General features: G+C 60.3%; 20 protein-coding genes. 11 read left to right on the forward strand and 9 right to left on the reverse strand.

All coding sequences use genetic code 11. The features are described 5' to 3' along the window. The first annotated feature begins 197 nt into the window (after positions 1 to 197). The 6 genes from M5B97_RS18525 (at position 198) to M5B97_RS18550 (ending at position 6682) form a co-directional block, all read left to right on the forward strand. Complete coding sequence (locus tag M5B97_RS18525) at positions 198 to 1112, forward strand: branched-chain amino acid ABC transporter permease LivH (protein WP_248732266.1); 915 nt, start codon at positions 198 to 200, stop codon at positions 1110 to 1112. A gap of 2 nt (positions 1113 to 1114) precedes the next feature. After that, on the forward strand, positions 1115 to 2392 hold the full coding sequence (gene livM / locus M5B97_RS18530; RefSeq protein WP_123716096.1) for a high-affinity branched-chain amino acid ABC transporter permease LivM: 1278 nt from the start codon (positions 1115 to 1117) through the stop codon (positions 2390 to 2392). Then, positions 2389 to 3264, forward strand: a complete 876-nt coding sequence (locus tag M5B97_RS18535; RefSeq protein WP_060755080.1) for an ATP-binding cassette domain-containing protein — start codon at positions 2389 to 2391, stop codon at positions 3262 to 3264. The genes livM and M5B97_RS18535 overlap by 4 nt, the downstream gene beginning before the upstream one ends. After that, positions 3261 to 3977 (forward strand): ABC transporter ATP-binding protein, encoded by a 717-nt coding sequence (locus M5B97_RS18540; RefSeq protein ID WP_248732267.1) that lies wholly within the window; start codon positions 3261 to 3263, stop codon positions 3975 to 3977. The genes M5B97_RS18535 and M5B97_RS18540 overlap by 4 nt, the downstream gene beginning before the upstream one ends. A 776-nt stretch (positions 3978 to 4753) precedes the next feature. Next, positions 4754 to 5518 (forward strand): SDR family oxidoreductase, encoded by a 765-nt coding sequence (locus M5B97_RS18545; protein WP_134660987.1) that lies wholly within the window; start codon positions 4754 to 4756, stop codon positions 5516 to 5518. A 258-nt stretch (positions 5519 to 5776) separates the two neighbouring features. Beyond that, positions 5777 to 6682, forward strand: a complete 906-nt coding sequence (locus tag M5B97_RS18550; protein ID WP_123716093.1) for a cation diffusion facilitator family transporter — start codon at positions 5777 to 5779, stop codon at positions 6680 to 6682. Here the strand turns inward: M5B97_RS18550 and M5B97_RS18555 are convergent. The 5 genes from M5B97_RS18555 to ureE all read right to left on the reverse strand — a co-directional run bounded on the left by M5B97_RS18555 (position 6654) and on the right by ureE (position 10301). Then, on the reverse strand, positions 6654 to 7772 hold the full coding sequence (locus M5B97_RS18555) for an AGE family epimerase/isomerase (RefSeq protein WP_248732268.1): 1119 nt from the start codon (positions 7770 to 7772) through the stop codon (positions 6654 to 6656). The two genes, M5B97_RS18550 and M5B97_RS18555, sit on opposite strands and share 29 nt — an antisense overlap. A gap of 125 nt (positions 7773 to 7897) precedes the next feature. After that, positions 7898 to 8470: a HupE/UreJ family protein gene (locus M5B97_RS18560; RefSeq protein WP_248732269.1), complete on the reverse strand. Its 573-nt coding sequence runs from the start codon at positions 8468 to 8470 to the stop codon at positions 7898 to 7900. Between the two features lie 20 nt (positions 8471 to 8490). Then, positions 8491 to 9105 (reverse strand): urease accessory protein UreG, encoded by a 615-nt coding sequence (gene ureG / locus M5B97_RS18565; RefSeq protein WP_003188109.1) that lies wholly within the window; start codon positions 9103 to 9105, stop codon positions 8491 to 8493. A gap of 24 nt (positions 9106 to 9129) precedes the next feature. Further along, the gene (locus M5B97_RS18570; RefSeq protein WP_248732270.1) at positions 9130 to 9804 is read right to left on the reverse strand and encodes an urease accessory protein UreF; all 675 of its coding nucleotides are present in this window, start codon (positions 9802 to 9804) and stop codon (positions 9130 to 9132) included. Further along, entirely contained in the window at positions 9801 to 10301 is a 501-nt protein-coding gene (gene ureE, locus M5B97_RS18575) for an urease accessory protein UreE (RefSeq protein ID WP_248732271.1), read from the reverse strand. The genes M5B97_RS18570 and ureE overlap by 4 nt, the downstream gene beginning before the upstream one ends. 277 nt (positions 10302 to 10578) lie before the next feature. On the opposite strand from ureE, the gene M5B97_RS18580 reads away from it, so the two are divergent. Then, the gene (locus tag M5B97_RS18580) at positions 10579 to 11076 is read left to right on the forward strand and encodes a C40 family peptidase (RefSeq protein WP_123716089.1); all 498 of its coding nucleotides are present in this window, start codon (positions 10579 to 10581) and stop codon (positions 11074 to 11076) included. Between the two features lie 5 nt (positions 11077 to 11081). Here M5B97_RS18580 and M5B97_RS18585 read toward each other — a convergent pair whose 3' ends face one another. Further along, positions 11082 to 11714 (reverse strand): TetR family transcriptional regulator, encoded by a 633-nt coding sequence (locus tag M5B97_RS18585; protein WP_123716088.1) that lies wholly within the window; start codon positions 11712 to 11714, stop codon positions 11082 to 11084. 151 nt (positions 11715 to 11865) lie between these two features. Further along, positions 11866 to 12237 (reverse strand): hypothetical protein, encoded by a 372-nt coding sequence (locus tag M5B97_RS18590; protein ID WP_123716087.1) that lies wholly within the window; start codon positions 12235 to 12237, stop codon positions 11866 to 11868. Positions 12238 to 12593: 356 nt separating this feature from the next. Here M5B97_RS18590 and M5B97_RS18595 point away from each other — a divergent pair, with 356 nt between their 5' ends. Further along, on the forward strand, positions 12594 to 14660 hold the full coding sequence (locus M5B97_RS18595) for an AsmA family protein (RefSeq protein ID WP_123716086.1): 2067 nt from the start codon (positions 12594 to 12596) through the stop codon (positions 14658 to 14660). A 66-nt stretch (positions 14661 to 14726) separates the two neighbouring features. Here M5B97_RS18595 and M5B97_RS18600 read toward each other — a convergent pair whose 3' ends face one another. Then, positions 14727 to 15257 carry a ferritin-like domain-containing protein gene (locus M5B97_RS18600; RefSeq protein WP_134660980.1) on the reverse strand — a complete coding sequence of 177 codons (531 nt, stop codon included), beginning with the start codon at positions 15255 to 15257 and terminating at the stop codon, positions 14727 to 14729. Between the two features lie 171 nt (positions 15258 to 15428). Here M5B97_RS18600 and M5B97_RS18605 point away from each other — a divergent pair, with 171 nt between their 5' ends. Further along, the gene (locus M5B97_RS18605) at positions 15429 to 16319 is read left to right on the forward strand and encodes a triacylglycerol lipase (RefSeq protein ID WP_248732272.1); all 891 of its coding nucleotides are present in this window, start codon (positions 15429 to 15431) and stop codon (positions 16317 to 16319) included. 12 nt (positions 16320 to 16331) lie between these two features. Here the strand turns inward: M5B97_RS18605 and M5B97_RS18610 are convergent, their stop codons facing one another. Then, positions 16332 to 17207 carry a DMT family transporter gene (locus M5B97_RS18610; protein ID WP_248732273.1) on the reverse strand — a complete coding sequence of 292 codons (876 nt, stop codon included), beginning with the start codon at positions 17205 to 17207 and terminating at the stop codon, positions 16332 to 16334. A 97-nt stretch (positions 17208 to 17304) separates the two neighbouring features. On the opposite strand from M5B97_RS18610, the gene M5B97_RS18615 reads away from it, so the two are divergent. After that, complete coding sequence (locus M5B97_RS18615; protein ID WP_248732274.1) at positions 17305 to 18093, forward strand: helix-turn-helix transcriptional regulator; 789 nt, start codon at positions 17305 to 17307, stop codon at positions 18091 to 18093. 71 nt (positions 18094 to 18164) lie between these two features. Continuing rightward, positions 18165 to 18464 carry a PsiF family protein gene (locus tag M5B97_RS18620; protein ID WP_123716081.1) on the forward strand — a complete coding sequence of 100 codons (300 nt, stop codon included), beginning with the start codon at positions 18165 to 18167 and terminating at the stop codon, positions 18462 to 18464. The last annotated feature ends 27 nt before the right edge of the window (positions 18465 to 18491 follow it).

The raw sequence follows: 18491 nt of genomic DNA on the forward strand, positions 1-18491 counted from the left end.
CCTGAGCACCCCAGTTCCAATGTGGGAGGAGCTTGCTCGCGATAGCGCAGTGTCAGCCGCACATGCATGACTGACCCAACGCAATCGGGAGCAAGCCCCCTCCCGCAGGAAGTGGGGTTGTTATTGAGATCTGTTTTTTCCTCCAGAAGTGCCGCACACCCACCGGTGTGCAGGTGCTCACCGCGTGAGATTGCGTTATGGATGGTATTTTCCTGCAGCAACTGGTCAACGGCCTGACCCTCGGGTCGGTCTATGGCCTGATCGCCATCGGCTACACAATGGTCTATGGCATCATTGGCATGATCAACTTCGCCCACGGCGAGGTTTATATGATTTCCGCTTACCTCGCGGCGATCAGTCTGGCACTGCTGGCTTACTTCGGCATCGAATCCTTCCCGCTGCTCATTCTCGGCACCTTGATCTTCACCGTGGTCGTCACTGGCGTTTACGGTTGGGTCATCGAGCGTGTCGCCTACAAACCCCTGCGTAACTCCACCCGCCTGGCACCGCTGATCAGCGCCATCGGGATCTCCCTGATCCTGCAGAACTACGCGCAGATCGCCCAGGGCGCCAAGCAACAAGGTATTCCGACCCTGCTGGCCGGGGCCTGGCGTGTCGACATCGGCAGCGGGTTCGTCCAGCTCACGTACACCAAGGTGTTCATCCTGGTCGCTGCCTTTGCGGGCATGGCTCTGCTGACCTACGTGATCAAGTACACCAAGCTCGGCCGCATGTGCCGCGCCACCCAGCAAGACCGCAAGATGGCCTCGATCCTGGGCATCAACACCGACCGGGTGATCTCCTACGTGTTCGTCATCGGCGCCGCCATGGCCGCGCTGGCCGGCGTGCTCATCACCCTCAACTACGGCACCTTCGACTTCTACGCCGGCTTCATCATCGGCATCAAGGCGTTCACCGCAGCGGTACTCGGCGGCATCGGCTCCCTGCCTGGGGCGATGTTGGGCGGGATCATCCTCGGTATCTCCGAGTCGTTGTTCTCGAGGTTGATCAACTCTGACTACAAAGACGTGTTCAGTTTCTCCCTGCTGGTGGTGATTCTGATTTTCCGTCCCCAGGGCCTGCTTGGTCGCCCACTTGTGGCGAAGGTGTAAACATGTCTGCTGCCAAATCTATCGATATCAAGAAAAGTGTGGTCGATACGGTCCTCGCCGGGCTGATTTCGCTGATCGTGTTCGGTCCCATCGTCGGCGTGGTCCTCGACGGCTACAGCTTCAACCTGGAACCGGCCCGCGTGGGCTTGCTGGTCGCCATCGTGATGGCCGGTCGCTTCGCCATGAGTCTGTTCCTGCAAACCCCTAAGGGCGTGAAGATCCTGCAGGGTTTCGAGAGCAGCGGTTCCGGCGTGCACGTGCTGGCACCGGATTACAAGTCGCGGCTGCGCTGGATCATCCCGGCACTGATCGTGATTGCCATCGTGTTCCCGATTTTCGCCAACAAGTACCTGCTGACCGTGGTGATCCTCGGGCTGATCTACGTATTACTGGGCCTTGGCCTCAATATCGTGGTGGGGCTGGCCGGTTTGCTCGACCTGGGTTACGTGGCGTTCTACGCCATCGGTGCCTATGGCTTGGCGCTGGGTTATCAATACCTTGGGCTGGGGTTCTGGACGGTGCTGCCATTGGCGGCCATCGCGGCGGCATTGGCGGGGTGCATTCTCGGGTTCCCGGTGTTGCGAATGCACGGTGACTACCTGGCTATCGTGACCCTGGGCTTCGGTGAAATCATCCGGCTGGTGCTGAACAATTGGCTGTCGTTCACCGGTGGCCCGAACGGCTTGCCGGTGCCATCGCCTACCTTTCTCGGCCTCGAATTCGGCAAGCGTGCGAAGGATGGCGGGGTGCCGTTCCACGAGTTCTTCGGCATCGACTACAACCCCAACATCAAATTCATGTTCATCTATATCGTGCTGTTCCTGGTGGTGCTGGCCGTGCTGTACATCAAGCATCGCCTGACCCGCATGCCGGTCGGCCGTGCTTGGGAAGCGCTGCGTGAAGACGAGATCGCCTGCCGCTCCATGGGCCTGAACCATGTGCTGGTCAAGCTCTCGGCGTTCACCATCGGTGCTTCCACTGCCGGTTTGGCCGGGGTGTTCTTTGCCAGCTACCAGGGTTTCGTCAACCCGTCGTCGTTCACCTTTTTCGAGTCGGCGCTGATCCTGGCCATCGTGGTATTGGGCGGCATGGGTTCGACGGTGGGCGTGGTCATCGCGGCGTTCGTCCTGACTGTCGCGCCGGAACTGCTGCGTAGCTTCTCCGAATACCGCGTGCTGCTGTTTGGCGTGTTGATGGTGGTGATGATGATCTGGCGCCCACGCGGCTTGATTCGGATCAGCCGCACGGGTGTGACGCCACGCAAGGGGGTCGCACCATGAGCAAGGAAATCGTGCTGTCCGTGGAAAACCTGATGATGCACTTCGGTGGCATCAAGGCCTTGAGCGATGTGAGCCTCAAGGTCGAACGCAACTCGATCTTCGCCCTGATCGGCCCCAATGGTGCGGGCAAGACCACCGTGTTCAACTGCCTCACCGGTTTCTATAAAGCCAGCGGCGGCAAAATCGAACTCAACGTGCGCGGCAAGCAGACCAACGTGATCCAGTTGCTCGGTGAACGCTTCCAGCCCGTCGACTTCGTATCGCCGAAAAGCTTCTTCAGCCGGGTGTACTACAAGATGTTCGGCGGCACCCACCTGGTGAACCGTGCAGGTCTGGCACGCACCTTCCAGAACATTCGCCTGTTCAAGGAAATGTCGGTGGTGGAAAACCTGCTGGTGGCCCAGCACATGTGGGTCAACCGCAATATGCTCGCGGGCATCCTCAACACCAAGGGCTACCGTAAGGCCGAAAGCGACGCATTGGACCACGCCTTCTACTGGCTGGAAGTGGTGGACCTGGTGGACTGCGCCAACCGCTTGGCCGGCGAGCTCTCCTACGGCCAGCAGCGCCGCCTGGAAATCGCTCGTGCCATGTGCACCCGGCCGCAGATCATCTGCCTGGACGAACCGGCAGCAGGCCTCAACCCCCAGGAAACCGAAGCCCTCAGCGCGATGATTCGCCTGCTGCGCGACGAACACGACCTCACGGTGGTGCTGATCGAACACGACATGGGCATGGTGATGAGTATTTCCGACCACATCGTGGTGCTCGACCACGGTAACGTGATTGCCGAAGGGGGGCCGGACGCGATCCGCAACGACCCGAAAGTGATTGCCGCCTATCTGGGCGCCGACGAGGAGGAGCTGGCATGAGTGCACCTATCCTCGAAATGAAAGACCTGGACGTGTACTACGGTCCGATCCAGGCCCTGAAGAAAGTCTCGCTGCACATCAATGAAGGCGAAACCGTCAGCCTGATCGGCTCCAACGGCGCGGGGAAATCCACGCTGCTGATGTCGATCTTCGGCCAGCCACGGGCCGAGTCGGGCCAGATCCTCTACAACGGCATCGACATTACCCACAAGTCGTCTCACTACATCGCCTCCAATGGCATTGCACAGTCGCCGGAAGGGCGGCGGGTGTTCCCCGACATGACCGTTGAGGAAAACCTGCTGATGGGCACCATCCCCATTGGTGACAAGTACGCGCAGGAAGACATGCAGCGCATGTTCGAACTGTTCCCGCGGCTCAAGGAGCGGCGTACCCAACGTGCGATGACCATGTCTGGCGGCGAACAGCAAATGCTCGCTATCGCCCGTGCGCTGATGAGCCGGCCCAAGTTGTTGCTGTTGGATGAGCCGAGCCTGGGCCTGGCGCCCATCGTGGTGAAGCAGATCTTCTCCACCCTGCGCGAGCTGGCGTCCACCGGGATGACCATTTTCCTGGTGGAGCAGAACGCCAACCATGCGCTGCGCCTATCGGACCGAGCCTATGTGATGGTCAACGGGGAGATTCGCCTGACAGGCACCGGTAAGGAATTACTGGTGAATGAGGAAGTGCGCAACGCTTACCTGGGTGGCCACTGATCTGAATAACCACGCAGTACCCTGTGGGAGGGGGCTTGCTCCCGATGGCGGTGTATCAGTCAGCACACCTGATGCTGACACCGTTATCGGGAGCAAGCCCCCTCCCATATTGGTTTTTTGGGTTGCTTTCGAAATTGTGGAAAACAAATCCAGCCACCCTCCAAAGCGCGACATATAGCCGCCGCAAATCCCTGTTTTGTCACAGTTTTGACTTGTCCCCATCCGCTGTGGAACCGGCTGTGGGTAACGTGGTAGTAGCTGTCTGGAGGCCTTTAACGGCGTGGCTTGTAGCGCGATGGTCATTTTTTGATCAGGGTCTTTTTCGCGACAACTCATGAGGTTTGTCAACCTGTTTAAAGACACAGGTATATGACCGGTTTGTGTCGGTAAGGCCTGTGGATAAGTCTGTGATTAAACTCTGGAAAGACTGCCGCAGAGGCCGAACTGACTGGCCTGGAGCCATCGCTCGGATTTTCTCTTTCATCCCGGGCCTACATACGCCCCCGCTCAGGTCAAGCAAAAAACTTTCTAAAACAGTCTGGAGCCCTTGTGTAGAGCGGCCTGAGCTGTTTTTACTTGCCCCCAAAGACTGTGGGCGCAGCTGTGGATAACCTGCGTGCATGTAGCTGCAGGCCACGGTTCATAGGGGTTTGCTTGATATGGTTAAAAAGTGATCAGCTGTGGCGCAAAGTGTGTGCTTAACGGTTGCCGCAATCCCGGGGTAAGGGCATTCTGCTGGCTGATTTTTTCCCCTCGATGCCCGCAAGGAGAACACCATGTCCGACACGCTGTTTATTACTGGCGCAACTTCAGGTTTTGGCGAAGCCTGTGCCCGTCGTTTTGCCGACGCCGGTTGGAAACTGGTGCTCACCGGCCGTCGTGCCGACCGCTTGAATGCTCTGGTCGAAGAGCTTTCCAAGCAGACTGAAGTGCACGGCCTGGTGGTGGACGTACGGGATCGCAAGGGTATGGAAGACGCCATCGCCAATTTGCCGCCTTCGTTCGCCAAGCTGCGCGGGCTGATCAACAACGCCGGTCTGGCTGTGGGGACCGACCCTGCGCCCAAGTGCAACCTCGACGATTGGGAGACCATGGTCGACACCAACATCAAGGGCCTGTTGACCACCACCAACCTGCTGCTGCCACGCCTGATCGCCTACGGCCGCGGTGCCGGTATCATCAACCTGGGCTCCATCGCCGGTAACTACCCGTACCCTGGCAGCCATGTGTATGGCGGTTCCAAGGCATTCGTGAAGCAGTTCTCGCTGAACTTGCGTTGCGACCTGCAAGGTACCGGCGTGCGTGTGACCAATATCGAGCCGGGCTTGTGTGAGAGTGAGTTTTCGTTGGTGCGCTTCGGCGGGGACCAGGCGCGCTACGACGCTACTTATGCGGGCGCCGAGCCGATCCAGCCGCAGGACATTGCCGACACGATCTTCTGGGTGATGAACACGCCGGCGCATGTGAACATCAACCGCCTGGAGCTGATGCCGGTGAGCCAGACCTGGGCTGGTTTTGCGATTGAGCGCGGGGCCAAGTAAGCCTTTAGACCGTGTCGCTGTCATCCTGTAGGAGTGAGCTTGCTCGCGAGAAACGTCAACGATAACGCGTGTTGCCTGGATGAACACGGCGCCTGTGAGTTTTTCGCGAGCAAGCTCGCTCCTACAGAAGGTCTCGACTGACTGGCCATCGGGCTTGCTCCCGATGGCGTCAAATCGGCCAAAACACGGCATAAGGTATACTCCGCCGCCTGAAAGCCCCTCCGCATCGTGCGGATTCAGGTTTTGACGGGAGGAAATGTGAGTAACCGAGGTGAGCAGGCACTGCTCAAACAATCGACCATCCTGATGTTCGCCGTGGCGATCGCCGGGATTGTCACGGGTGTGATTTCTGGCGCCCAATCCATTTTATTCGACGGCTTTTTCTCGCTGATCGCCACCGCCATCAAGGTGTTGATGCTGATCACGGCCAAGCTGATCGCCAAAAAAAGCAACGAGCGCTTCCAGTTCGGCTATTGGCACTTGGAGCCCATGGTCCTGCTGATCGAAGGCAGTTTCCTGCTGCTGATCGCCATTTATGCGTTCCTCAATGGCGTGTTCGGCATTATCAATGGTGGACGCGAGATCGAGTTGGGGTTGGTGATCATTTATGCGGCGGTGTTTACCGTCGTCGAATTCGCCTACTTCTTCTACGTGCGCTACCGCAATCGCACGCTGAAATCTTCACTGATCCAGTTCGACAACATCAGTTGGCTGGTGGATGCGATGCTGTCGGTGGGCTTGCTGATCAGCTTTCTCGCTGCCCTGTTGCTCAAGTCCCAGGGCTACGGCGAGTGGGCCGTGTATGTCGACCCATTGATCTTGATTCTACTGGCCCTGAGCATGCTGGCCCCGGCCTTCAAGATCCTGCGCCCGGCGCTGCGTGAGGTATTGGGGATCGCCCCCGACCAGTTGGACGACAAAGTACGCGAAGTGATGGACGCGGCCCAGGCCAGGCATGGCTTCGACGACTACGTGTCTTACGTGCAAAAGCACGGGCGGGCGCGGTTTATCGAGATTCACGTGGTGCTGCCGGCGGATTACCCGGTGGATAACATCGCAACCCTCGACCGGCTGCGCGAAGAGATATCCACAGGGCTCGGCACGCCGGATGCGGCGCGCTGGCTGACGATCAGCTTTACCGCAGATCGTAAGTGGATTGCATAAGTCCCTGGTAGCAGGTCGCCAAGTGATACGGCGTGGTCGACGGCATGTCCCGTCGGCTCACGTCGCCCTTGGCATCCAGGCATTCATGCCAGCCTTTTTCATGCAGGAAGCGTTGTTGCAGCGCCAGCAATTGGCGTTGCAACACGGCCTCGCTGCCTGGCCGCAAGGTCAGTGCGCGCAGGTATTCAGCCTGCGCCCAGATCCGTTGGGTGCCGTCGCGCACGCTGCCGTCGAGGGCAAGCATGCCACTGACCGCGCCGCTGGATTTATCCACACCCTTGAGCTCGGCGTAGGCAAATGCCCGCGTCAACGATGCATGCAGCGGCGTGCCGCGCAGGACGTCTGACGATTCCAGCAAAAAGAACCATTCGAACTGGTGCCCTGGCTCAAACCAGTTATCCACAGCACCCAGTGGCTTCTCCATCATCACGCCGTGCTGACGATCGATAAAACGCTTCTGCAGAGCGCTTGCCAAATCCAGCAGCGCGTCTTGTGTGACAGCGTCTTCACGCACCGCCAGCGTGGCGAGGAAGCCTTCGGCCAGGTGCATCAGCGGGTTTTGCAACGGGCCGGATTGGAGGGATGACCAGTTGCGTTCCACTACCGCTTCGTACAGGCCGTCGCCGGTAGCGAAACGTTCGGCGACCACCGCCAGGGCGGCATTCAGCACCGACTCCACCAACGGCTCGCGCACCTTCGCCCAGTAGTGGGCGCAGGCGAAGATGATGAAGGCGTGGGTGTACAGGTCTTTGCGCTTGTCCAGCGGCTGGCCGGCCGCGTCGATGCTGTAGAACCAGCCACCGTGCTCGGCGTCGTGGAAATGCCGTTGCAGGGAGCGGAACAGCGCCGCTGCGCGCTCTTCGGCAAAGGCGCTGTCGGGCTCACCGATCAGGCTGGCGAACAGGTACAACTGCCGGGCACAGGCCATGGCGCGGTAGCGTTGCGGGGGCAGTGGCCGGTGGTCGGCATCCAGCGCCTCGTAGGGCAGCGCGAGGTCGGCGTTCCAGCCCGGGCCTTGCCAGAGGGGCACGATCAGGTCATGGAAGTGCGTGAGCACGGAATTCAAGGAAGGTTGGGAAGCGATGGGCATCAGCTGGCGTCGTCACGGCAGGGGTGTAGGCGCGCATGGTAGCAGAGGGGCCGTCGCAAGTTGTTAGCGGCAAGCTGCAAGTAAGCGCAAATCAGCTTTTACTCGCAGCTTGCAACTTGCAGCTTTTAGCCGAAAAGCAGCCACCCCCCAGTCGCCGCCGACGCTGCCCCGGCCACCCGCACCAACGGCGCTGCCGCCGTCGGCAGGAAGCGCACCACGGCATAACCGGCAGCGTGCAGTGCCGCAGTCGCACCGACGAACCCAGCTGCATACGCCCAAGGGCTGGACATATCCGGCAGTTCCAAACCATGCGCCACACCATGGAACAGCGCAAACAACGCCGTCGCCCCGACGGCCACGAACAACGGCGGCCGCACCGCCAGTGCTACGGCCAGGCCCAATGCCAGCACCGAGGCGGCAATCCCGCTTTCCAGTGCCGGCAACTGCAGCCCTTCGAAGCCCAGCAGGCCGCCGATCAGCATGGTGCCGACAAAGGTACAGGGCAGTGCCCAGCGCGCATTGCCTTTTTGCTGCGCCGCCCATAGGCCGACCGCAACCATCGCCAGCAAATGGTCGATACCGCCCAGTGGGTGGCTGATGCCGGCCACCAGGCCGTTGTCGCCGTGGCCCGGGTGGGCGAACGCGAGGGCGGGGGCCAGCAGCAGGCTGGCGGCGGCGAAGAGTTTCTTGAGGTTCATAACAGACTCCTTGTGGGGGATCAGGCGGCAGTCAGCAAACCCTGACGTTCGATAAAGGCGACGATGTCATCCAGGCCGACGCCGGTTTTCTGGTTGCTGAATACAAAGGGTTTACCGTTGCGCATGCGCTGGGTATCGCTGTTCATCAATTCCAGCGAGGCGCCCACCAGCGGCGCCAGGTCGATCTTGTTGATCACCAACAAGTCGGATTTGCAGATACCCGGCCCGCCTTTGCGCGGCAGTTTGTCGCCGGCGGACACATCGATCACATAAATGGTCAGGTCCGACAGCTCCGGGCTGAACGTCGCCGACAGGTTGTCGCCGCCGGACTCCACCAGAATCAAGTCCAGGCCGGGGAAACGCCGGTTGAGCTGGTCCACCGCCTCCAGGTTGATCGAGGCATCTTCACGAATCGCCGTGTGCGGGCAGCCGCCGGTTTCCACGCCGATAATGCGTTCGGGGGCCAAAGCCTGGTTGCGCACCAGGAAGTCGGCATCTTCGCGGGTGTAGATGTCATTGGTGACCACCGCCAGGTTGTAGCGATCGCGCAGCGCCAGGCACAGGGCCAGGGTCAGGGCCGTCTTGCCGGAGCCCACCGGGCCGCCGATGCCGACACGCAGGGGTTGTGTGTTCATGTGTCTCTCCAAAATAAACCGCTCCTAAGAGCGGAACAGGCGGCTGTACTGGCGCTCATGGGCCATACATGCCAGGGACAGGCCGAAAGCGGCGCTGCCGAGGTGGTTGGGGTCGATATCGGTGGCATCCTGCTGGGCCTGTTGCAGCAACGGCAGCAATTGGCTGGTCAGGCGTTGAGCTGCCTGCTGCCCCAACGGCAGGGTTTTCATCAGCACGGCCAATTGGTTTTCCAGCCAGCTCCACAGCCAGGCGGCCAGGGCGTCGCCGGGGCTGATGTTCCAGGCGCGTGCCGCCAGCGCCCAACCCAGGGCGAGATGCGGTTCGGCGCACGGTTCAAGAAATGTACGGGCTGCGTCGTCCAGTTCGGGCAGGCCGTTGAGTAGTTGTTGCAGGGAATAGCCCATCTGACGGCTTTCCTGATACAGCTCGCGGGTCTCACGGCTGGCGCGGTGTTCTTCATACAACTGCGCGAGGCGCGGCCAATCCTGCGCAGCGGCTGCGTTGCAATGGGCGAGCAACAGAGGGGCTTCGAAGCGGGCGAGGTTGAGCAGCAACTGGTCGCTGATCCATCCATGGGCGCTGGCCGCATCCTTGACCCGGCCATTTTCCACGGCCATCTCCAGCCCCTGGGAATAGCTGTAGCCGCCAATCGGCAATTGCGGACTGGCCAGACGCAGCAGCGCCCAGGCTGGGTTCATAGACGCACGCCGAACTGGTGCAGCTTGGGCGGGTAGTTGAAATCTTCATCGCCATGGCGCGAGTGATGATGACCACCGCCATAGGCACCATGCTCCGGTTGAAAGGGCGCTTCGATGGTTTGCGTTTGCGCACCCAGGTGTTCGAGCATGGCCTTGAGCACATAGTCATCGAGCAGGCGCAGCCAGCCGTCGCCTACCTGCAATGCCACATGGCGGTTGCCCAGGTGGTAAGCCGCACGCGTCAATTCAAAGGCACTGCTGCAGGTGACGTGCAGCAGTTGTTCAGGCCGGGCACACACGCGTACGACGCGTCCGTCTTCAGCCTGCAGGAATTCGCCATCGTGCAGCGGTGGCTGACCACGCTCCAGGAAAAGGCCGACGTCTTCACCGTCGGCACTGAAACAGCGCAGGCGGCTTTTGCTGCGCGCCTCAAAGTTCAGCAGCAACTCGGCGGCCCAGAGGGCTTGTGGGGCGATTCGGCGGTGGATCACCAGCATCAGAGAGCTTCCAGCTATGAGCGATGAAACAGCTAGAGCAAGGGGCTTGCCAACCTCGAGGGGGAGTAGGAATTGCCTGTAGGTAAGTACAGCGACGCCACCTAATAGGGCGTCGGTGGATTCCTTGGGCGCTCTAAATTGGTGCGTGAATTGGCCTGATGCACCCACTGTGGGCGTTTTCGGATTTGCCCTACAAGCCTTCAGGATTCTCCGTTCAAAACATTACCGACATGATCATTAGGCTGTGCGCCGTGTTTAATCCACTGCGACGTTCATCATGTTTAGATCATTGTGTTGTTTAGTGCTTATCAGCCTGTCTTTTGTCATTTCATCGGCTTCGGCTTCCTTGCAGCCCCACCCCACCTTCAGTACCTCGCTGAAGGAAACGGCCATCGACGATGTCGTCGACCGCGCCCATGAACTGCTGGGCACACCTTACAAATGGGGTGGCACTTCGGTGCAACAGGGCTTCGATTGCAGCAGCTTTCTGGTCTACCTGTTCAAGACGCAAGCCCGTATCCAGATACCACGCACCACGGCGGCGATGCACCGTTCCTCGGCCCCGACCATCAAACGCAACGCCCTCAAGCCTGGGGACGCGGTGTTTTTCAAAGGTAACGGGCGCGGTCAGGTCAGCCATGTGGGTCTTTATATAGGCGAGGGCAAATTTATCCATTCGCCGCGCACCGGCAAGAACATCCGTATCGATTCGTTGAGCAACCGTTACTGGAACAAGAACTACACCACGGCCAAGCGCTTTCACCCGGCGGGGTGATGGCGTCATTCGGTGCTGCCCAGGCCTTGCCAGTGCTTCAAGCCGATGAAGATAAAGCGCAATTGCTGGGTGATTTTCGCCTGGGGCGTGAGGTGCGGCGGTAGCGCGTGGGCGGGCGGATCAATGATGTCGGGCAGGGTGGCGAAGACACTTTTGACGATCAAGTCGGCCATCACGTGCAAGCCTTCGGCGTCGAGGTGTTGCAACTTGGGCATCAGCGTGAGATCCGCGGCCAGGTCGCGGGTGATGTCTTCGCGCAGTGCGCCGATAGCTTGACGCACGGCCAGGCAGCCACCGTATTGCTCGCGTGCCAGAAACAGGAACTGCGAGCGGTTGGCCGACACCACATCCAGAAAGATCCGCACCGAGGCATCGATAATGCCGCCCATCACGAATTCATTGTGGCGCACCAGGCGAATCGTGGCGCGGAAGGTCTGGCCGACTTCACTCACCAGCGCCAGCCCAAGCTGGTCCATATCGGCAAAGTGCCGGTAGAAACCGGTGGGCACGATCCCCGCCTTCTTGGTCACTTCCCGCAGGCTCAGGCTGCCGAATCCTCGGCCACACTCCATCAGATGGCGGGCTGCGTCCATCAGGGCGAGGCGGGTCTGTTGCTTCTGTTCGGCGCGGGGCAGCATGAGCGGGAGGGCTTAGTCGGCAAGTACAGCGATGCACTCTAGCAAAAGCGCTTTGCCGGCGTCGAACTTGGCGGGAGCAAGGCGTGATGCGGTCTATATAAAAGCAAAAGCCCGATCGGCTGATCGGGCTTTTTTCCGGGCCACCACGGGCTCAGCTCTGTGCTTGATGCAGTTCTTGCAGACGGTCTGCACCGCCTTCAGCAACGCCGTCGGTGTAGGCACGTTTGTTGGCTTGTTCAGCGCCGCCTTCTACCAAACCTTTCTCTTGCAGGCGATCATAGCCACCTTCAGCAACGCCTTCGGTGTAGGCGCGTTTGTTGGCGTGTTCCGAACCGTTTTCAGCAACAGCACCTTTGGCGTAGTCGCGGTTCTCTTCTTCTTGCGAACCGCTGCGGGCCAGGGTCTGGCTGGATTGCATGACTTGAGCTTTGTTCTGTGGGGTGGCTTGTTCGGCGGCTGGCAAGGCAAACGCACTGGAAGCCAGGACGGACAGCAACACGGTAGCGAGTAGTTGGCGTTTCATGAGAGTTGCTCCTTGGGAGGGCGATAAAGTGGGTACAGAGCTAATGCTACTCTTGATAAGTCGATATAAAAGTTCATAAACACAATGGTAATAATCAACAGAATTGATTGTTCCGTGCAGAGGCTCTAGCGCGGGCCTCTCAAGCCCGCGGTTTTGCACCGTGGTGGGTATTTTCGACACGAGCCCGGGTAACAATGGTGCGCCGTTGATGATTGAAACTGTCGGTTCGGTCAGGAAAACGGCTTTTTTCGGCTAAAACCGCAGACCGGTTAAACCCCCGGGCGGTTTGCCAGTCACAGCTTTATAAGTTGCTCCAATGGAGTAGCCTTGCCAGTCGTATTCAGGAGTCCTGTGCAATGACGCGCACTCGTAAAATTGTGGTTTGGAGCTGCGCCAGCTTCGTTCTGTTAATCGCCGTGGTGGTAATGGTCCTGGCATTTTTTGACTGGAACCGCATCAAGCCGCCCCTCAACGCCAAAGTCTCGGAAGAGCTGCATCGCCCGTTCGCCATCAATGGCAACCTTGCGGTGGTGTGGCAACGTGAGCCCGATGAAGGCGGCTGGCGTGCCTGGGTGCCGTGGCCCCACGTGATCGCCGAAGACCTGACCCTGGGCAACCCCGACTGGTCGAAAAAACCGCAGATGGTCACGCTCAAGAAAGTGGAGTTGCGCATTTCGCCCTTGGCGTTGCTGGTGCAGCGTGTGGTCATCCCACGCATTGACCTCACCGAGCCGAGTGCCGACTTGCAGCGCCTGGCCGATGGCCGCGCCAACTGGACCTTCAAGTTCGACCCCAAGGATCCCAATGCCGAACCTTCAAACTGGGTGGTAGACATCGGTGCCATCGGCTTCGACAAAGGCCATGTGACCCTTGATGACCAGACGCTGAAGACCCAGCTGGACGTCATCATTGACCCGCTCGGCAAACCCATCCCCTTTGGCGAGATCGTCGGTGATGCCGATGCGAAGAAGGCCCTGGAAAAAGGCTCGGCGCCCCAGGACTATGCGTTCGGTCTCAAGGTCAAAGGCCAGTATCACGGCCAGAAACTCGACGGCACCGGCAAGATCGGTGGCCTGCTTGCGCTGCAGGACGCGGCCAAGCCTTTCCCGCTGCAGGCTCAGGTGAAGGTGGCCGACACCAGTATCGCCCTGGCCGGCACCCTCACCGATCCGCTGAACCTTGGAGCCCTGGACCTGCGCCTGAAGCTCTCCGGCAGCAGCCTGGGCAACCTGTACCCGTTGACCGGTGTGACCCTGCCGGACTCGCCGGCCTATTCCACCGACGGCCATCTGATCGCCAAGCTGCATGAAACCAGCGGCGCGTCCTTTCGCTACGAAAACTTCAACGGCAAGATCGGCAACAGCGATATCCACGGTGACCTGGGCTACGTAGCCAGCCAGCCACGGCCAAAGCTCACCGGTACCTTGATCTCCAACCAACTGTTGATGGCCGATCTTGCCCCCTTGATCGGCGCAGACTCCAACGCCAAGCAAAAAGCCCGTGGCGGCGCGAGCAAGCAGCCGGCAACCAAAGTGCTGCCGGTGGAAGAGTTCCGCACCGACCGCTGGCGCGATATGGACGCCGACGTGGAGTTCACCGGCAAACGCATCGTGCACAGCGCCGAGCTGCCCTTCACCGACCTCTATACCCACTTGGTTCTCAATGACGGCCAGCTCAGCCTCGAACCCCTGCGTTTCGGCGTGGCGGGCGGCAAGCTGGACGCGCAGATCAGCCTGAACGGCCGTACCACGCCGATGGAAGGCCGTGCCAAGCTCACCGCGCGCAACTTCAAGCTCAAGCAGTTGTTCCCAACCTTCGAACCGATGAAAACCAGCTTCGGCGAGCTCAACGGCGATGCGGATATTTCCGGGCGTGGCAACTCCGTGGCGGCGCTGCTGGGCACTTCCAATGGCGACCTGAAGATGTTGATCAACGATGGCGCCATCAGCCGTGGCCTGATGGAAATCGCCGGGCTCAACGTGGGCAACTACGTGGTGGGTCGATTGTTCGGCGACAAAGAAGTGAAGATCAACTGCGCGGCTGCCGATTTCGGCATCAAGACGGGCTTGGCGACCACGCGGCTGTTTGTGTTCGACACCGAGAACGCCATTATCTACATCGACGGCACCGCGAATATGGCCACGGAGCAGTTGGACCTGACCATCACGCCGGAGTCTAAAGGCTTCCGCCTGTTCTCCCTGCGTTCGCCGCTGTACGTCAACGGGCCGTTTATCAAGCCCAACGCCGGGGTCAAGGCCATTCCGCTGGCATTGCGGGGGGCGGGCATGGTTGCGCTGGGTGTGATTGCCGGTCCGGCTGCCGGCTTGTTGGCGTTGGTCGCACCGAGCGGTGATGAACCCAACCAATGTGCGCCGCTACTGCAGCAGATGAAGGAAGGTAAAGCGCCGAAAACCGTTAAGTAACGGTGGTAACCGAGAAACTGATGTGGGAGGGCAAGCCCTCCCACATAGGTATTGCGATGTTAACGATTACAGGCTTTCGAGGATATCCGCCATGTCGTCGGCATGCTCTTCTTCCTGCGCCAGAATCTCCTCGAACAGGCGGCGGGTGGTCGGGTCTTTATCGCCGATGTATTGGATGATTTCGCGATAGCTGTCCACCGCAATACGCTCCGCCACCAAGTCCTCGTAGACCATTTCCTTGAGGTCCTTGCCGGCCACGTATTGAGCGTGGGAGTTTTTCGACAGCAGGTCGGGGTTGAACTCCGGCTCGCCACCCAACTGCACGATGCGTTCGGCGAGTTTGTCGGCGTGCTCGGCTTCCTGGGTCGCGTGCTCAAGGAACTCATCGGCGGCGACGGAGGCTTTGATACCGCTGGCCATGAAGTAGTGACGCTTGTAACGCAGCACGCAGACCAGTTCAGTGGCCAACGACGCGTTGAGCAAGCGGATGATTTCTTCGCGGTCGGCCTCATAGCCTTCGGTCACGGCGCCGTTTTCAACGTTCTGGCGGGCGCGGCTGCGTAGGGTCGCGACGTCAGTCAGGTTTGCTTGGTTCATCTCAATCTCCTGGGACTAATCCGGTTTTGCGCCACGCTCTGCTGGCGTGGTAGCTCCAAGTTGTGAGTCCTGAGTGAAGCAAAAAGTTTTATCGGATTTACCGACAACGTCATAATGCGGACTTGAGGTTGGGCTAGGCTGCTGGGATCAGGTTTGGAGGATGCCCGTTTCATGTCGCAGTCGTTGGCCACGCGTTATCCCTTGGTGCTGGTGCCAGGCATGCTGGGCTTTGTGCGCCTGGGGTGGTTTCCCTACTGGTACGGCATCGTTCCGGCGCTGCAGGCGGGCGGGGCGCAGGTATTTCCTGTGCAGGTGGCGCCGCTCGACTCCAGCGAGGTGCGTGGCGAGCAATTGCTGGCGCACATCGAACGCATTCGTCGCGAGACCGGCCTCGCCAAGGTCAACCTGATCGGCCACAGCCAGGGCGCGCTCACGGCGCGTTATGCTGCGGCCAAGCGCCCCGAATGGGTGGCATCGGTGACGTCGGTGGCCGGGCCCAACCATGGCTCCGAACTGGCCGACCATTTCCACCTGCATTACCCGCCCGACGGAGTTAAAGGCCGCATCATCAGTGCGCTGTTTCATCTGGTCGCCTGGGTGATGGGTGTGCTGGAAACCGGCTATCGCGGGCCGCGCTTCAAGGCGGACCTGCGGGCCTCGCATCTTTCCCTCACCCGCGAAGGGGTGGCGCTGTTCAATCGCCAGTACCCACAAGGTCTGCCGCAGACATGGGGCGGGCAGGGCCCGGAGGAGGTCAACGGCGTACGCTATTACTCATGGTCGGGCACCTTGCAACCGGGTATCACCGACCGTGGGCGCAACCTGTTCGATGGGAGCAATCGAAGCTGCCGCTTGTTCGCGCGCAGCTTCGTGCGGGAGAAGGGCCAGTGCGACGGCATGGTCGGGCGCTACAGCTCGCACCTTGGGTTGGTGATCGGTGATGACTACGCCCTGGACCACTTCGATATCGTCAACCAGTCCATGGGCCTGGTGGGTAAGGGCGCCGAGCCGATCCGGTTATTTGTCGAGCATGCCGCGCGCTTGAAGGACGCCGGGCTTTAATGGGGGAGGGGCTCAGGCGGCCCTGACCGGCGTCGTCCAACGCTCCGACAGAATCACCCCGCCCAGCGTCAGCAAGCCGCCCACCAGGTGATACAGCGCCAGCTCTTCCTTCAGCACCACCGCCGCAATCAACGCGGTGATCAACGGCAGCAGGTTGAAAAACAACGTGGTGCGGCTCGGGCCCAAGGTCTTCACCGAATGCATCCAGGCCAACGGCGCCGCCATTGACGCCAGCAAGCACGCATACAGCACCAGTGGAATATTCGCCCAGCCCAAACCCGCCTTGGCCGAGAACAGGAACAGCGGAAACAGCACCACCACGGCCACCAGCACCTGCAGGTACAGCAAGACCAACGGTGGCAGGCGCAACTGCCATTTTTTCAGCAGGGTGCTGTAGATCGCGTAGGCGAGGGTGGCCACCAGCATCATGCCGTCGCCCAGGTTGACCCCGTGTTGCAGCAGCGCGCCCAGGCTGCCGGCCGACACCACGACGACCACGCCGGCAAACGACAGCACCGCGCCGGCCAGTGCGCCGAAGGTGAGACGCTGGCCGAGGCTGATGATTGCGGCGGTCAGTGCCATCAAGGGCATCAGCGACAAGATGATGCCCATGTTGGTCGCGGTCGTCAGGGACGCGGCGTAATACGCCAGGCTTTGGTACACGGCCATACCGAGCACGCCGAGGATGAAGACCTTGCCCAGGTTCGCGCGGATGTTCGACCAATGGGCAATCACGGGCTTGAGCATGAACGGCGTGAACAGCAGTGCCGCCAGCAGCCAGCGATAAAAGCCGATCTCCGCCGGGAAAAGCGAGCCCACGGCCAGTTTGTTGACAACGGTGTTGCCGGCCCAGATAAAAATGGCCAGCAGTGGATACGCGTATTGCATCGAGGAAAACCTGGTGTGTTGACGAGACGGGATTATCCGCTGTCTGGATAGAAGCTTATACTGCGAACCAGACAACCGACCCCTGTATCCAGACAACATGGCCAGACATACCGTACGCCTCGCGGATTTCCGCCGGCTGCCAAGCCCCGTGTACTTCCGTTACTCCGATTTCGCCCCCGATACCGAGTGCACGCCACATGAGCACTTCTGGGGATCGCTGGATTATTCCTCCAGCGGCGTGATGCGCATGGAAGTGGCCGGCAGCCGCTTCATGTCGCCGCCGCAATACGCGGTGTGGGTGCCGCCGCATACCGAGCACAGTTCCTACAATGCCGAGGCGATTGTCTACCACTCGGTGGGCTTGGCTCCTGAGCTCTGTGAACAACTGCCGCCGCAGCCGTGCACTCTGGCCATCAGCGACATCCTCAAGGCCATCCTGCGCGACTTCGCCCGGCGCGGCGTCAATATTCCGCGGGCCGACGCCGATATCCGCCTGGCCCAGGTGCTGGTGGACCAGCTCAAACAGGCGCCGATTCACGATTGCTTCCTGCCTTACGCGCGCAACCCGGGGCTGCTGGGTGTGCTGGAAGGCCTGCAGGCCGACCCCGGTGATAATCGACCGTTGGCGCAATGGGCCGAGCAGGTGCACGTCAGCGAGCGCACCTTGGCGCGGCAATTTTTGCGGGAGTTGGGCATGAGCTTCGGCGAATGGCGCCAGCGTTTGCGCTACCTGGCCGCCATCGAGGCGTTGGACAGCGAGCGCAGTGTGCAACATGTCGCCTTCGACCTGGGCTACAGCACGGCGTCGGCCTTCATTGCCATGTTCCAGCGCCACGCCGGTTGCACGCCGGAGCAGTACCGCCGGTCAAATATCCGCGGACGCTGAAGATGTAACAGGTTTTGGCTACACTGCTCGTAGGCCTTGCCCCTCCGGCACGGTAACAGGGAGAAAACTCCATGAAGATGTTGCGTGTTCCGCTGTTGATGATCGGTTTGCTGCTGTGTTCCCAAAGCTTTGCCGAGACCGCTCAGCAAAACAAAATGACCACCTGTAACGCCGATGCCACCACCAAGGCGCTCAAGGGCGATGAGCGCAAGGCCTTCATGAGCACGTGCCTCAAGGCCGCCCCGGCGCCGGCCGCCAAGACCCTGACCCCTCAGCAGCAAAAGATGAAAGATTGCAATGCGTCGGCGAAAACCCAGGCCTTGGCCGGCGATGCGCGCAAGACTTTTATGAGCACTTGCCTGAAGAAGTAATAGCCCCAAGCCATAGAAGGCTGCGAC

This window comes from Pseudomonas sp. MWU13-2517, assembly GCF_023242545.1.
Classification (GTDB): Bacteria; Pseudomonadota; Gammaproteobacteria; order Pseudomonadales; family Pseudomonadaceae; genus Aquipseudomonas.

Excerpts from the sequence above, each read along its gene's own strand:
- M5B97_RS18570 (WP_248732270.1), bottom strand. The coding sequence starts at position 9,804 with ATGAACCCAGCCTGGGCGCTGCTGCGTCTGGCCAGTCCGCAATTGCCG.
- M5B97_RS18595 (WP_123716086.1), top strand. The coding sequence starts at position 12,594 with ATGACGCGCACTCGTAAAATTGTGGTTTGGAGCTGCGCCAGCTTCGTT.
- M5B97_RS18540 (WP_248732267.1), top strand. The coding sequence starts at position 3,261 with ATGAGTGCACCTATCCTCGAAATGAAAGACCTGGACGTGTACTACGGT.
- M5B97_RS18535 (WP_060755080.1), top strand. The coding sequence starts at position 2,389 with ATGAGCAAGGAAATCGTGCTGTCCGTGGAAAACCTGATGATGCACTTC.
- M5B97_RS18615 (WP_248732274.1), top strand. The coding sequence starts at position 17,305 with ATGGCCAGACATACCGTACGCCTCGCGGATTTCCGCCGGCTGCCAAGC.
- M5B97_RS18590 (WP_123716087.1), bottom strand. The coding sequence starts at position 12,237 with ATGAAACGCCAACTACTCGCTACCGTGTTGCTGTCCGTCCTGGCTTCC.
- livM (WP_123716096.1), top strand. The coding sequence starts at position 1,115 with ATGTCTGCTGCCAAATCTATCGATATCAAGAAAAGTGTGGTCGATACG.
- M5B97_RS18585 (WP_123716088.1), bottom strand. The coding sequence starts at position 11,714 with ATGCTGCCCCGCGCCGAACAGAAGCAACAGACCCGCCTCGCCCTGATG.
- M5B97_RS18620 (WP_123716081.1), top strand. The coding sequence starts at position 18,165 with ATGAAGATGTTGCGTGTTCCGCTGTTGATGATCGGTTTGCTGCTGTGT.
- M5B97_RS18605 (WP_248732272.1), top strand. The coding sequence starts at position 15,429 with ATGTCGCAGTCGTTGGCCACGCGTTATCCCTTGGTGCTGGTGCCAGGC.
- M5B97_RS18560 (WP_248732269.1), bottom strand. The coding sequence starts at position 8,470 with ATGAACCTCAAGAAACTCTTCGCCGCCGCCAGCCTGCTGCTGGCCCCC.
- ureG (WP_003188109.1), bottom strand. The coding sequence starts at position 9,105 with ATGAACACACAACCCCTGCGTGTCGGCATCGGCGGCCCGGTGGGCTCC.
- ureE (WP_248732271.1), bottom strand. The coding sequence starts at position 10,301 with ATGCTGGTGATCCACCGCCGAATCGCCCCACAAGCCCTCTGGGCCGCC.
- M5B97_RS18580 (WP_123716089.1), top strand. The coding sequence starts at position 10,579 with ATGTTTAGATCATTGTGTTGTTTAGTGCTTATCAGCCTGTCTTTTGTC.
- M5B97_RS18545 (WP_134660987.1), top strand. The coding sequence starts at position 4,754 with ATGTCCGACACGCTGTTTATTACTGGCGCAACTTCAGGTTTTGGCGAA.
- M5B97_RS18525 (WP_248732266.1), top strand. The coding sequence starts at position 198 with ATGGATGGTATTTTCCTGCAGCAACTGGTCAACGGCCTGACCCTCGGG.
- M5B97_RS18555 (WP_248732268.1), bottom strand. The coding sequence starts at position 7,772 with ATGCCCATCGCTTCCCAACCTTCCTTGAATTCCGTGCTCACGCACTTC.
- M5B97_RS18610 (WP_248732273.1), bottom strand. The coding sequence starts at position 17,207 with ATGCAATACGCGTATCCACTGCTGGCCATTTTTATCTGGGCCGGCAAC.
- M5B97_RS18600 (WP_134660980.1), bottom strand. The coding sequence starts at position 15,257 with ATGAACCAAGCAAACCTGACTGACGTCGCGACCCTACGCAGCCGCGCC.